The organism is Mesorhizobium temperatum (assembly GCF_002284575.1).
Lineage (GTDB): Bacteria > Pseudomonadota > Alphaproteobacteria > Rhizobiales > Rhizobiaceae > Mesorhizobium > Mesorhizobium temperatum.
The window spans coordinates 37593-50914 of record NZ_NPKJ01000003.1 but is presented as its reverse complement, the minus strand read 5'-3'; the positions used below and the strand labels follow the sequence as shown (position 1 = coordinate 50914).

The window sequence follows — 13322 nt, the reverse complement described above, 5'->3', positions numbered from 1 at the left end:
CGCGGATTAACTTCAATGACGACTGGGCCAACTGGATCTGGTGGCCGGCGTAAAGCGGGTGATGGTCGTCATGGACCATACCAACAGGGCAGGGGAGTCGAAGGTCCTAAAAGCCTGCACGCTGCCGCTGACGGCCAGGGCGTGGTCGATCGGATCATCACCAACCTTGGCGTGCTCGACGTCGTCGAAGGCGGTTTAGGTCGTGTGGACTCTTGGGATTCCCATGGCTGAGCAAATCAGATTCAAGGCTGTCTTTTGGAGACAGCCATGGGTGTTCTCGACCGTCTGATTCTTCGTGACGACCAGTGGGAGCGCATGTCGATGCACATCATCGGCGACCAGCGGACGCGAGGTTCGTCGGGCCGCGACAACCGGATGTTTGTGGAAGCGGTGCTTTGGATCGTTCGCACTGGCTCTCCCTGGCGCGATCTGCCCGATGCATTTGGAGATTGGAACAGCGTCTTCCGCCGGTTCAGCCGGTGGAGCCGCAAGGGCGTCTGGTGGCGCATCTTCGCGGCGATGTCGGATGATCCCGACTTTGAGTATCTGATCGTCGATTCCACCATCATCCGCGCCCACCAGCACGCCTCGGGGGCCAAAAAGGGGGGTCTGAAGATCAGGCCCTTGGCTGTTCGCGTGGCGGTCTGAGCACCAAGATCCACATGGCCGTCCGAGGCCTTGGGTGCCCAGTGCGCTTCATCCTGACGGCTGGCCAACGCGGCGACTGCCCGCAGGCCTATACTTTGATCGAGGGATTGCCCGCAAAGGTCGTCATGGCCGACGCGGCCTACGATGCCGACCCCTTGCGCCAGGAAATCGCAGACAAGGGCGCCATCGCCGTCATTCCCAACAACCCGTCACGGGCGCTCAAATATCCGATCGACAAGCACCTCTATGCCCAGCGTCACCTGATCGAATGCTGCTTCTCCAGGCTCAAGCAGTTCAGACGTGTCGCTACACGATTCGAGAAGACAGCCCGAAACTACCTTGCCATCGTCACCATCGCTGCAACCGTCCTTTGGATCAGATAAGTGTCCACACGACCTAAAGCTCGTTGAACTTGCCAACGGCATCACTGACAGCGAGCTGCGCAGCGCAACCGAAGCAACGATCGTTGACTGATCTACCAGGCCTCTAGTGCAAGCTAGACGTCACCGAGCCCCTATCAACATCCCAGGTGCTCCCCTGAGCACTCCATCCATCGGACAGCGATCAAGCCCTGTCCGGACTCTTCCGAAATCTGCGATAGTGGGGGCGCTTTCGCTCGGTTCCTATTTCGTTTTCGGCGGATCAGGTTGCGACTTGTCTAACCATCTGGCTCCGGTCGGAATTCTGAATCCCTGCTTTGCTCCCTGCCGCAGCATTTCCATGAGAATTTCGGCAGCCGGAGGCATAGGTGTCTGTGGATCGTGGATAAGATAGATCTCGCGTTCGACTGCCGGACCCACCAACTCTTTTTGGGCAAATTCACAAAACTGCATCATGGGCAGGACAAGGCTGGGTACCGCGGATACGCCTAGATTGGCGGATACGAGGCCTGCAACCGCGCCGACGTCACGAACCTGTGTGACGGTCCCGAGTTGAATTTCGGCAATTTGCAAAGCGCGATCCACACACGTGCGAATGCTGCTCAAAGGATCGAATGCGACGAAGTCTTCCCCAGCCAAGTCGTTCCAGGACACTGTTTCCATGTTCGCAAATCTGTGAGAGTTTGAGCAGATGCAGATCAGTCTATCCGCCGCGATCCGTTCGCAGACCAGCCGTCCTTTCGCCTTTGGAAAGGAAGTGATGCCGAAATCGACTTGTCCGTTGGATACGCAATTAACAACCTCCTCCGCAAAACCGTCCTTTACCGATATCCTAACGTTGGGCCTGGCTTTTCGGAATTCGGAAATGACCGTTGGCAGTAAGATGGACGCGACCGACGAAAGTGCCGCCAGGCTCACGACCCCATTCAGTCCGCTATGGTAAAGCTGGAACCGCGACAGTGCGCTGTCGAATTCCTCAAGGACACGGCGCGCGTTCATCAAGAACTGTTCGCCAGATGCTGTGACAACGACCCGCCTTGTGGTGCGCTCGAATAGGCGGGTATCCAGTTCCTCTTCAATCTCCACAATTGTTCGGCTTAAAGCCGACTGCGAGATGTTCAGAAACTGTGCTGCGGCGGTATACCCGCCGCGCTCCGCAATCGCGACGAATGCACGCAAATGCCTGAGAGTGATATTATTACTCATTCGCGATTGATCTTACCAAAAACATGTTCAACGCGCAATAGTTGGACGCGAGATTGATGGCCTGATATCGGGCAAGAAGTGCGGACGGCGGGTTGCGCAGACCCCCGGTGTCGGGCCGGTCGGTGCGTCGCTGCTGGTGATGAAGACGCCGGAGCCTGGGGCTTTTCGATCGGCCCGACACGTTGCCGCATGGCCAAGCTTAACACGAAAGATCATTCACCTGCTGACAAAATCAGGCTCAAGGCGCGCCGAATACAGAGTTAGCGGAGGGTGGAGGGCATCCATTTTTCACTAACTTGACAACCCAGGGGGGCGGTGATCAGCCGCCATCTTGATCGTCGGGTTTCACTGCGCGGCTGATCGCGTTTTCGGCGGCGGACGCTGGTTCATGTGTGCTTTTGTACTCGGGGACGAGATCGGCTGCTGTAGAAGGCGATAGCTTGATCCATCAATCTTGATGACGACGGAGGTCGAAAGTGCGGTTGCGGCAGGATCGCCGAAGCCTTGCCGCATTCGCCAAATCCTTAATTTGTAACAATATGGGACTCAGGTCAGGGCTCGATAATAGGCAGGTCGATGTAACAACCGGCAGGCCCTCGATGAAATTGGAGGGCGGGCGGATCGCCGTCGACGGGAACCTTTGCAAAGGTGGTCTTGTCGCTACCTGCGAGACACACCCTCAAACGGTAACCAGCCGGGACACGGGCGGAAATCGGATGAACGTGAAAGTCAGGATCGCCGCCTCGCCGGGTTTTAGCGGCTCGGCGTCGCGTTTCAGGTAGCTATGCTGCGCTCCAAGCATGCTGAATGGTGAGTCCGTCCACACCTTTCGGTGCAGGGCGCGAAGCTGGCCGTCGGTGAGATAACAGGACACTCCGTCGGGCTTCACAGCCTCCAGATAGACGAAAAAGTTACCGTCCTCGCGGGTCGAAGTGATGTTCAAATGGACCACGGTGTGTCCTGTTATCTCGACATCGCCGGTCTGCGGCTCGCTCGTGTAGCAAAGGCGAGAGGCGTCGAACTGTCGCCGATCTCCGTAATCTACCTTGCCCGCGTCGTTATTGGTGGCCCACCGATTCGATCTGACATCTCCCAAGGCAGGGTCGACCTGGAGCGTGTCGAAACCCATCTCGCAAGGCGACTCGCTTAGGCCAAAGTTATTTGCCATGTGCCACCGACGGCGGGTGGCAAGGGGAGGCCATGAGCGCGTCGATTTCCAAACGCCTTCCCCAAGGGTGTAGTAATGGAGAACTTTTCCCTGCTCGTTGGCGGCCTGACCGCTAAAGCACGCGTCCGCGAAGCGAATGTCGTTTGCCTGCTGCGTTGGTGTCGTGGGAGGAATTGTCTTACCGGGGCCGAGGAGTGGTTCGTAGGGAATGTCGCCGCCATGGTTCCACGGACCAATGATCACGTTCATCGGATATGACTGTCGCAGGAAACGACGAATGGCCCCTTGCGCGGTGCCGGCATCGAACCAGCCCGCCCAGGTCTGGGTTGGGGTCGCTGAGCTATCCAGTGTGTCCGCTACTTCCTGAATACTCCAGTCAAGCATGGAGGCCCGCCCCAGGACGGGGGACGATCGTCCTTGAACGCCACCCGTTCAAATCCCTCCCAAACAGACGGAACCCGCTCGTGATCTCGTAGAGCCGCGTTGAGCTCCGGCTCGCCGTTCGAGCCGACTGGACGCACGCCCGGCGATTTCTCGCCGTCCGCGAGCGTCAACAGATTGCGGTCGAGATCTTTGACTCGGTTGCCCCACGTCTGCCCTATGAAGGCATTCGGCACTCCTCCAGGAAAGTAGTCATCTTCATAAGGATCGTAGTCTGGAAATCGTGGAATGATGCCCTTGAGCGCAACATGGTTTCGTTCTGCCATCCAGTCGGCAGTAATGGCCGTGTAAGAAAAGCCGTAGCCCACGACGCGACCGGTGGACCAAGGCTGCGCGACGATCCAGTCAAGCACCTCGCTAAAATCCAATGTCTCATCGCGCGCGCGATGATATGGCCACACTCCGAAAGAGGCTCCGGTTCCGCGAACATCCCCAACGACAACGGCATAACCGTACGGCACAAATTGGTCAGCAAGGTGGTTGGACGGCCGCCCTTTGATACCGCGCCAGTAGCGGGTCATGATCAGAATAGTATCAAGACTAGTGCTGGGATCCTTATCCGATGGGCGGGAGACATCCAAGGCGAGCTTCACGCCGTCGCGCATCGTCACGTATGTCGATTCCACCTGTCCGACCTTACAGGCCTTCGCAGCAGCACCTTCGAGATCGAAGCGGAAAATCGAATTTGTCGTCCGCTGATGAGAGCGACTCATACAGTCTCCTTATCTCTGATCTTTCCGGAATGCTTTATCGTGTCCGATCCGCAGGTGAGGCTCGTTCTCACGATCGGAATCATTGGCGCGTACCACAGCACTGCGTCCAACATTATTTGGCTATAGATTGATCGCGAAAGGACACTAATAAAGCTGTCTGGTCAGGTATTTGCGTGTTGGTTGCGATTGTGGGCGAGGCGACACAGGACCGCGGCCTGGTCTTTGAACATCACTCATTGGCTGGTGGCACGAGGCGATAACATGGATTTTCGTTCATGCCCCGTTCGGAAGGCTTGAGGACCCCAACTGCTTTGCCGCCGATCGCCCAGCTCGTGACCGACATTTCGATATTGATTTTGTCGGCGTCACGGTCCGGATTTGCGCGCGACCTGCCGTCGACCTTCAATTCCAAGCTGGACACGACGGTCATGCAAACCTGAGCGGTGGGCTTGCCCCCCGCGATCCGCGCCAGCAACGGATGTCAGAGCGCCTACCGATTATTGCGCTCACGCGATCAATCTATGTCCACAAAATGTTGGACGCGCAATATTTTTTGCGGACACTGTGAGGATCACCCGCAAAGAGAACACCCATGAACGAAGTTGTTACGAAGCAAGAAAATCAAGCGTTTCATATTATCTTCAACCGGCCAGAGCGGCTGAATGCCGTCAACGAAGACCTCTATCAACAAACGTTGGATGCGCTGAAGTTTGCAGATGAAAACCCAAATATACGGTGTGTGATCCTTTCCGGAAACGGCCGGGCATTCTGTGCGGGCGCCGATCTAAAGGCCCACAAATCTGGCGACCGGACGCGCGATGAGCGCGAGGCCTATATCATGCTCGGGCAGTGTGTTTGCGAACAGATTCAGACGATGAAAACGCCTGTTATCGCCCAAGTCCATGGTTATGCCGTCGGGGGCGGAGCAGAAATCGCGACCTCTGCGGATTTTCTGATCATATCCGAGGATGCCCAGCTCGGGTTTCCGGAAGTTGCCATTGGTACTTATGTAGGGGGAGGTGTGACGGTCCGACTCCCTAGCCTTATTGGATTAAGAAATGCGGCAAGTCTTTTGCTGCTGGGCAACAGGATCACCGGCGCGAAATGCTTGGAGATCGGCCTGGCAACCGAGGCTCCGCCAGCGGATCAGCTGGTGGAGCGTACCACCGCGCTGGTGGAGCGACTCGTAAAGAACGCGCCGTTGCCGATGGCCCGCCTTAAGGCGGCAATCAATTTCCCGAAAAGCCCTGAAAGCCTATTCCGTGCCGAGGCCGAAGACGTGCTGGCGATCATGGAAACGAAGGATTGGGCCGAGGGAGTCGCAGCTTTTGCCGAACGCCGCTCCCCCAAGTTTGAAGGAAAATAGGAATGGACGCCCTCAATAAAGCAACAGCGGTGAGCCGCATACTTGAGCCGCATTCCGTCGCGGTCATTGGCGCATCTGCAAGTCCCTCCAAGCGCGGATATCAGATCATCAACGCCTTGCAAAAGGCCGGCTACAGTTATTCTATCCTTCCGGTAAACCCAAAGGGAGGGGCGATCCTGGGTTTGACCGTAGTCACCGAAATTGATGCCCTTCCGGAGGGCGTTGATATTGCGGTGATAGTTCGGCCGGCTGAGGAGGTGCCAGATCTTCTTCTGCAGTGCGGCAAAAAGGGCATCGCGGGTGCCATTATTGTCGCACATGGGTTTGGCGAGCGGGGAGACCAAGCAGCAAGCACGGAAAAGAGATTGCGTGACGCCTTAGCAGAAAGCGGGGTCCGCATTATTGGGCCCAACACGTCAGGCATGGTAAACTGTACCGTACAGGCGGACCTAATCGGCCTGCCGGAACTGCCCCCAAAGGGACCCGTCAGCGTCTTAACGCAAAGCGGTAACATGATTTTGACGGTGCTCGAAGACAGCCGCGCGATTAACGGTCCCGGCTTCGATGTCATTGCTGGTTTAGGGAACCAGGCTGATGTTGGATATGACGAACTGATCGAAGAGCTTTGTCTACGCAAGAGCACTCGTTCAATTGCGATCTACAATGAAGGTTTCATTGATGGGCGGCGTTTTCTGAATTCGGCCGCACGAGTAGCGGAGAGCTGTCCGATTGTAATGCTCCGAGGAGTGCGATCCCACGAAGGTGGAAAGGCGGCGCTTTCTCATACGGGTTCAATTGCCGGGGCCGACGATATTGCTCTGAGGGTGCTGCCGCAAATGGGCGTTACGCTGGTAGATCGCTCTGACGAATTGCTTCCGATAGCTGCACTTCTGGCAACCACGCCTCTTCCCAAATCACAAACTGGGATAGTGGTGCTGGCTGACGGTGGTGGACATGCAACGCTTGCAGTTGATGCGCTATCGCGTGCGTGCGTGCCCCTTGCGTCTCTTTCTGGGGAAACCAAAGCTAAGTTGAGAAAGGTGCTCGGGGAGGAAGCCAGTGTCGAAAATCCGATCGACGTTTACAGCGCCTTAGATGCCCATCCGGATGTCTTTCCGGAATGCATTGAGATCTTGGCGGCAGATCCAGAGGTAGGGCTCATTCTGACATCCGGGATGTTTGGAGCGTACCACCTAAGGTTCGAAGCTTCTCTTGTGACAGCTGAGAATTCGGCCGCCGAGCGTATCGTTGCATTGCAAAAGACCTCTGGCCTTCCTCTAGTTTTCCATAGTTGCTACGCCAGCCGAATGCCTGAGAACCACCAGATCTTGCGAAATGGCGGCATGCAAGTCTTTACCTCGTTGGATTGGGCTGTTGCAGGCGCGAGAGCGCTCTTCGAGAGGGCAACCTGGCTTTCAAAGCACAGCAGCCACAACGCAACGTTGGCAACTGGGGGGCCGCGCGTGGTCGTGCCCAACGGCTTGTCGGCAGAGACGACGGCTCGCGAGATACTGCAGAAATTGGGCGTGGACACTGGTCAATGGTTGGCTGCTGTCGACGCGGCATCAGTCGAGGCAGCCGTTTCCGGGTTCGCAACTTCTTGCGCGGTGAAGGTCGATTCGGCGGCGGTCAGCCACAAGTCTGATGTAGGCGGCGTGCGTCTCGGTGTGACGCGAGAGGCGGCGCGAGCTGCCGCCGCCGATATCGCAGGGGCCCTGGCGTCCCACGCCGCGCCGGTGACAGGCCTAGGTTTTATCGTCACGCCGATGGTGGATCGGGGTGTGGAATTGTTCGTGGGCGCTACCAACGATCCTGTTTTCGGTCCGGTGGTCTTGTTCGGCTCAGGCGGTGTGCTGGTTGAGGCGGCTGAAGACGTCACTTTCCGCGCGGCACCGGTTTCTCCAGAGGAAGCCTTGAACATGATTGAGGAAACGCGTGTTGCGAAGATCCTCGACGGTTTCAGGAACTTTCCGAGAGTCGACAAGCTATCTCTCGCCAACTTCATCTCGTCCTTGTCTGTGGCGGTCTTGAGAATGGAAAATCTTGCGGAGCTCGACATCAACCCGATTATCGCTAACGAAAGCGGTATCTATCCGGTGGATGTGAGGTTGGTCGGAAAATAATAGCCGCCGTGCACGCAGGCGATCCTTTGGTTGTCGATGACCAAATCGCTTATTTTCAGCCAAAGGCCTAGCCGATGGGCGAATTCGTTCGCATTTTCGAGATGTCGGCACGCGACGGGCTCCAAAACGAGCGGCGCCTCGTGCCGGCTGCTGAAAAGATTCGACTTATTGACATGCTGTCGGACTGCGGCTTGCAGAAGATCGAGGCAACCTCCTTCGTGTCGCCGAGGTGGGTGCCGCAGATGGCTGACGCTGCGGGGGTTATGGCCGGTATTCGCCGTGCGCCCGGCGTCGTCTACGCGGTGCTGGTCCCCAACTTGAAGGGCTATGAAGCGGCGCGGCCGGCCAACGCTGACGAGATCTCCGTATTCGCGTCGGCCTCCGAAACCTTCAGCCATAAGAACATCAACTGCTCAATTGCCGAGAGCCTCGAGCGGTTCCGCCCCGTGCTCGCCGCGGCTACCGTCGACGGCATTCCGGTGCGAGGCTATGTCTCCTGCGTCACCGACTGTCCTTACGAAGGGCCGATGCCACCGGCTGCCGCCGTGAGGGTTGCGGCCCAACTCCTCGCGATGGGCTGCTATGAGATTTCGCTTGGCGACACAATCGGGCAAGGGACCCCTGCCACTATCGCTGCCATGCTCGATGCCGTGTTGGAAGAGGTGCCGGCCGAGAGGCTTGCCGGACATTACCACGACACGGGGGGTCGGGCCCTCGATAACATCCTTGTAAGCTTGGAGAAGGGCTTGCGCACCTTCGACGCCGCGGTTGGAGGCCTTGGCGGCTGTCCTTTCGCCCCCGGTGCGAAGGGCAATGTGGACACCCTCGCCGTCGCCGCAATGCTAGCCGACAAGAGCTATGAGACGGGTCTCTATATAGAGCGACTGGGGGCGGCGGCCCGCTTCGCGGACAGCCTGAGAGGGGGCGGCCATGAACTTCGAGACCATCCGTGTCACGACTGACGAGATCGGCGTCTCTACGTTGACTCTCGCCCGCCCGGACAAGCACAACGCCATGTCGGGACAGATGATCGCCGAACTTACGGCCGCCGCCGAACTGCTCGCCAATGACGACAACGTGCGAGCGGTGGTGCTGACGGGCGAGGGGGACAGCTTCTGTGCCGGTGCCGATCTCGCCTGGATGCGGGCGCAGGCCTCCGCCGCGCGTGACGAGCGAATCGCCGAGGCCAGGAAGCTGGCCCTGGCTCTGCGCGCGCTCAACGAACTACCCAAGCCGCTGATCGGCCGCATCAACGGCCAAGCATTCGGCGGCGGTCTCGGCCTAATGAGCGTCTGCGACGTCGCGATCGCAGTCGACACCGCGAGGTTCGGCTTCACCGAGGTCAGACTAGGCCTCATCCCCGCGACTATCTCTCCCTATGTACTGGCTCGGATGGGGGAGGGCCGGGCGCGGCGGGTCTTCATGTCAGCCAGGATATTCGACGCCAATGAAGCCAGCGAACTCGGACTGCTTTCCCGCGCCGTGCCTCCGGCCGACCTGGAAGCGGCCGTCGAGGCCGAGGTCCGGCCTTATCACTCGGCCTCGCCGCAGGCCGTCGCCGCCGCCAAGGCGCTTGCGCGCCGACTTGGACCGGCAATCCACGACGCCCTCATCGGCGAGACGGTCGCGTCGCTGGCCGATACGTGGGAAACGATCGAGGCCGCCGAAGGAATCGCGGCCTTCTTCGATCGCCGCAGGCCGCTTTGGCAGGTGTGAGGCTGGCCGGGAGCCGGTCGTCGCTCGAACAGGCCGGAGCAACGAACGACTATTGTCGCTTGGCAGCTAGTCATCTGAATCTAAAATTCGCTGCATAAGGTCTGTTCGGCCTTTTGGCAGAAGCGCTTGACTGATGAGAGGATGTCGTCGGCGGATTTGACCCAGCTATAGGGCTTTGGGTTCTCATTGTGCCGCTCAATGAAGGAGCGGATGTCGGCTTCGAGTTGGCTGGTCGAGGTGTGGACGCCGCGGCGCAGCTGCTTGCGGGTGAGTTCGGCAAACCAGCGTTCGACCTGGTTGATCCAGGATGCCGATGTCGGCGTGAAGTGGACATGGTAGTGCGGCCGTCGCGCCAGCCATGACCTGACCAGCGCGGTTTTATGAGTCGCGTAGTTATCCATGACGATGTGGACGTCGAGGTCCGGCGGAATACTGGCATCGACCTGCCTCAGGAAGTCCAGGAACTCCGTGGCCCGGTGCCGTTTGTAGCACTTGCCAATAACGAAGCCGGAGGCGACGTCGAGCGCTGCAAACAGCGAGGTCGTGCCGTGCCGGACATAGCTATGTGTCCGGCGCTCGGGGATGCCCGGCATCATCGGCAGCACGGGCTGCTCACGGTCGAGCGCCTGAATCTGGCTCTTCTCGTCGACGCTGAGCACGAGCGCCCTATTGGGTGGCGACAGGTAGAGCCCGACGATGTCGCGCACCTTGTCGACGAACAGCGGATCGCTCGACAGCTTGAACGTCTCCGAGCGGTGCGGTTGCAGCCCGAAGGCGGTCCAGATCCTGCGGATCGTCGTGTGCGAGAAGCCGGTCGCACCGGCCATCGATCGGATTGACCAATGGGTCGCATCGCTGGGCGTGGAGCGCAACGTCCGCTCGATCACGGCGGCGACCTGATCGTCATCGATCGTCCGGGGCCTGCCTGGCCGGGCTTCGTCCAGCAGACCCTCCACGCGATCCTTGAGGAAGCGGCGCCTTCACTTGCCGACCGTATGCTCATGCACCCCCAGCTGAGCCGCGACGGCCTTGCTGGGAATGCCGTCGGCGCAACGAAGAATGATCCGGCACCGCTCGGACATGGATCGCGCCACACGCTGCCGACGCACCTGTCGTTCCAGATACTCGCGCTCTTCCCGCCCCAGAACCAGAGGCGCCGTCGGTCGGCCAGTCGCGTTCGCCATCGCTGCACTCTCCATCGAATAGGCGCACAGCTTACAATGTAACGAACTTCAGTTCCAGATGACTAGCTAGGGTCAGGACTTCGGTAACGGGGCCGTCCTCGTCAAGGCAAATTTGATGCAAGAAGGGATCGCCCATCCGGGTGTGCGGAGAGCGTGATTGCATTTTGGTTGTGCTATATCGCCTGCTTCCTGCCGTATGAGGTTCTGCCCGGGTTCATGCTTCGGTCCGTGGTCGGCGCGGCGGCCGCCAACATGATGCTTGTCCAATGGTTCCGATGCGCCCATCTCATTGGCGTGCTCGCCCGGCGGGACGGCATCAGTCCAGACCACGGCGTCATCGGGACCACGTCCCGGGTCGGGGACCTCGCAGGTCTGCGCTCAGGCAGACATCAACACGGAGATTAGCTCATGCATGGATCGGCTCTGGCGCTCCTTCCCAGCAGAAGTTTCTTCCGTCCAGCCACATCCGATGCAGGATCACACCGATCCGACGCGCCAAGGCCACCATGGCCCGCTTGGTGCCGCGCCGTTTCGCGACCCGCGAGGCCCATGTCCGCAACCACGACCCACGGCCCCGGTTCATCATGACGGTTGCGGCCTGGCATAAGGCGCGGCGTAAATGGGCGTCACCGGCTTTGGTGATACCGCCTGTCACGTCGCGCTCGCCGGACTGCTGCCGTGAAGGGGTGAGGCCGACCCACGGGCCGACTTTCTTCGACGACGAGAACCGAGCCGGATCATCCACGGCCGACTTGAAGGTCAATGCGACCACCGCGCCGACGGCCGGCATGGTCATCAGCAAGCGGCAGGTCGGGTCGTCCTGTGCTAGGCTGCGCACATGCCGCTCCAGTCGCGCCAGTTCATGGCGGAGGGTGGCACGGGCGCGAAGCATCGGCTCGGTTGCCGCCACAAGCGCAGTGTTGCTGGCAACCAGTTCCTGAATGCGAGCATCAAACCGTCCTTTGGAGATTGCGCCGACTTTCAAGCCGAAGTTCCGCAATAACCCGCGCAAGGACATTTCCAGAGCGATCACGCCCTGCTGGATGGATTTGCGCGCCCCGAGGAGTGCGCGGATCTCCTGGGCAGACACCGACTTGCAATGGACCGGCCGGAACCAGCCCAAATGTAGCAGCCGGGCAATACCTTCAGCATCGCGCCGGTCTGTCTTGATCGGCATGGCTTTCAGAGCACCCTTCACTTGCCGGGTTTCCATCAGAACCACTTCCAGGCCGGCTTCGGTAAGCCCACGGTGCAGCCATTGCGACAACGGCCCGGCTTCCATCCCGATCATCGCAATTTCGCCCTGTTGCTCCAGCGCGAATTGCGTCAGCGCCGCGGGATCGCTGCCGACCTCAGCCTCCTTCACGATCTTGCCGTGCTCGCTGACAACGCAGACCGCAGTCTTGGCGAGTGAGACATCCAACCCAATGAACAGTTTCATCCCGTAATCCTCCTGTCAGAATCAGATACGGGAGCGTCGGCGGCGACCGGTCAGCATGCAATCGGTAACGGGCAGCGCACGACGCAGGCCCCGTTACAGCATCTCATTGATTGAGCCAAAAGATGAAAGCTGCAGCGAAAGCGATCGCTGATAGAAACGTGTGAGCACAGCGGTCGTATCTGGTATGGATGCGTCGCCAGTCCTTGAGGCGTGCGAACAGGTTCTCGATCTTGTGGCGTCGTCGATAGAGCACTGGATCGTAGCTGTGCTGGATTCGGTGCTTGGCATGAGGCGGGATGCAAGGGGTAATACCGCGTTGGATAAGTGCATCGCGGAAGCCGATGGAGCTATCAGCTCGGTCGGCGAGCAGATAGCGCGCTGGCGGTAAGGCCTCGACTATCGCTGCGGCAGCCTTGTGATCGTTGGCCTGACCCTCGGTCAGGTAAAGAAGCAGGGGACGGCCATCGCCATCGCAGACCACTTGCAGCTTGGTGGTCAGTCCGCTGCGGCGCGACAATCAACGTGAGAGCGCGTACCTTGATTGTCGCCGCGCAGTCCGCCTCGGCTGCGCCCGATACATCGGGGTAGAGCCCCCTTTTAAGCAGGCTGGCGGCAGTGCGATGCGCCTTCAGGTGGGTGGCATCGATCATCAGTTGATCCGAGCCGCTGCCACGCGCAGCAAGTTCAGCCAAGATACGGTTGGACACGCCGAGCCGGCTCCAGCGGATGAACCGGTTGTAGATTGTCTTGTGCGGCCCGTATCCTGCTGGCGCATCGCGCCAACGAAGCCCATTGCGGATGACGAACAATATCCCGCTCAGGACGCGCCGATCGTCCACCCGCGGCACACCATGCGACAAGGGAAAATACGGCTCGATGCGGCGCATCTGCTCCGGCGACAACATCAATAGCTCACTCATTGTGGCACCTCCGCCG

11 protein-coding genes and 3 pseudogenes are annotated in these 13322 nt (G+C 59.3%); 7 read left to right on the top strand and 7 right to left on the bottom strand.

The annotated features are described in order from the left end of the window. Positions 1 to 25 precede the first annotated feature (25 nt). Together CIT26_RS37230 and CIT26_RS00395 are read left to right on the top strand one after the other, a co-directional pair. Positions 26 to 231 (top strand): annotated as a pseudogene (locus tag CIT26_RS37230) (CoA-transferase); the annotation flags it as partial. 36 nt (positions 232 to 267) lie between these two features. Continuing rightward, a protein-coding gene (locus CIT26_RS00395; RefSeq protein ID WP_095490729.1) for an IS5 family transposase occupies positions 268 to 1031 on the top strand; the annotation gives its coding sequence in 2 pieces (ribosomal slippage) (positions 268 to 603 and positions 606 to 1031; 762 coding nt in all). Positions 1032 to 1271: 240 nt separating this feature from the next. On the opposite strand, the gene CIT26_RS00390 is transcribed toward CIT26_RS00395, so the two are convergent. Beyond that, complete coding sequence (locus CIT26_RS00390) at positions 1272 to 2234, bottom strand: LysR family transcriptional regulator (protein ID WP_095490728.1); 963 nt, start codon at positions 2232 to 2234, stop codon at positions 1272 to 1274. A gap of 79 nt (positions 2235 to 2313) precedes the next feature. Here CIT26_RS00390 and CIT26_RS35500 point away from each other — a divergent pair. Further along, positions 2314 to 2474 (top strand): annotated as a pseudogene (locus CIT26_RS35500) (transposase); the annotation flags it as partial. A 439-nt stretch (positions 2475 to 2913) separates the two neighbouring features. On the opposite strand, the gene CIT26_RS37225 reads toward CIT26_RS35500, so the two are convergent. The 3 genes from CIT26_RS37225 to CIT26_RS00375 form a co-directional block, all read right to left on the bottom strand. After that, on the bottom strand, positions 2914 to 3786 hold the full coding sequence (locus CIT26_RS37225) for a CocE/NonD family hydrolase (RefSeq protein ID WP_245318903.1): 873 nt from the start codon (positions 3784 to 3786) through the stop codon (positions 2914 to 2916). Next, complete coding sequence (locus CIT26_RS37220; protein ID WP_245318900.1) at positions 3759 to 4556, bottom strand: CocE/NonD family hydrolase; 798 nt, start codon at positions 4554 to 4556, stop codon at positions 3759 to 3761. The genes CIT26_RS37225 and CIT26_RS37220 overlap by 28 nt, the downstream gene beginning before the upstream one ends. A gap of 229 nt (positions 4557 to 4785) precedes the next feature. After that, on the bottom strand, positions 4786 to 4986 hold the full coding sequence (locus CIT26_RS00375; protein WP_095490726.1) for a hypothetical protein: 201 nt from the start codon (positions 4984 to 4986) through the stop codon (positions 4786 to 4788). A 162-nt stretch (positions 4987 to 5148) separates the two neighbouring features. On the opposite strand from CIT26_RS00375, the gene CIT26_RS00370 reads away from it, so the two are divergent. The 4 genes from CIT26_RS00370 to CIT26_RS00355 all read left to right on the top strand — a co-directional run bounded on the left by CIT26_RS00370 (position 5149) and on the right by CIT26_RS00355 (position 9761). Then, the gene (locus tag CIT26_RS00370) at positions 5149 to 5922 is read left to right on the top strand and encodes an enoyl-CoA hydratase/isomerase family protein (RefSeq protein ID WP_095490725.1); all 774 of its coding nucleotides are present in this window, start codon (positions 5149 to 5151) and stop codon (positions 5920 to 5922) included. A gap of 2 nt (positions 5923 to 5924) precedes the next feature. Beyond that, positions 5925 to 8045 carry an acetate--CoA ligase family protein gene (locus CIT26_RS00365; protein WP_095490724.1) on the top strand — a complete coding sequence of 707 codons (2121 nt, stop codon included), beginning with the start codon at positions 5925 to 5927 and terminating at the stop codon, positions 8043 to 8045. A gap of 74 nt (positions 8046 to 8119) precedes the next feature. Then, entirely contained in the window at positions 8120 to 9007 is an 888-nt protein-coding gene (locus tag CIT26_RS00360) for a hydroxymethylglutaryl-CoA lyase (protein WP_095490723.1), read from the top strand. Beyond that, positions 8976 to 9761: a crotonase/enoyl-CoA hydratase family protein gene (locus tag CIT26_RS00355; RefSeq protein ID WP_095490722.1), complete on the top strand. Its 786-nt coding sequence runs from the start codon at positions 8976 to 8978 to the stop codon at positions 9759 to 9761. The genes CIT26_RS00360 and CIT26_RS00355 overlap by 32 nt, the downstream gene beginning before the upstream one ends. Positions 9762 to 9841: 80 nt before the next feature. Here CIT26_RS00355 and CIT26_RS00350 read toward each other — a convergent pair. From CIT26_RS00350 to CIT26_RS00335, 3 genes and pseudogenes are all read right to left on the bottom strand, one after another. Then, positions 9842 to 10945, bottom strand: a pseudogene (locus CIT26_RS00350) (IS630 family transposase). A 406-nt stretch (positions 10946 to 11351) separates the two neighbouring features. Then, positions 11352 to 12386 (bottom strand): IS110 family RNA-guided transposase, encoded by a 1035-nt coding sequence (locus CIT26_RS00340; protein WP_095490720.1) that lies wholly within the window; start codon positions 12384 to 12386, stop codon positions 11352 to 11354. 103 nt (positions 12387 to 12489) lie between these two features. After that, a protein-coding gene (locus CIT26_RS00335) for an IS5 family transposase (RefSeq protein ID WP_425350314.1) occupies positions 12490 to 13306 on the bottom strand; the annotation gives its coding sequence in 2 pieces (ribosomal slippage) (positions 12490 to 12901 and positions 12900 to 13306; 819 coding nt in all). Positions 13307 to 13322 lie beyond the last annotated feature (16 nt).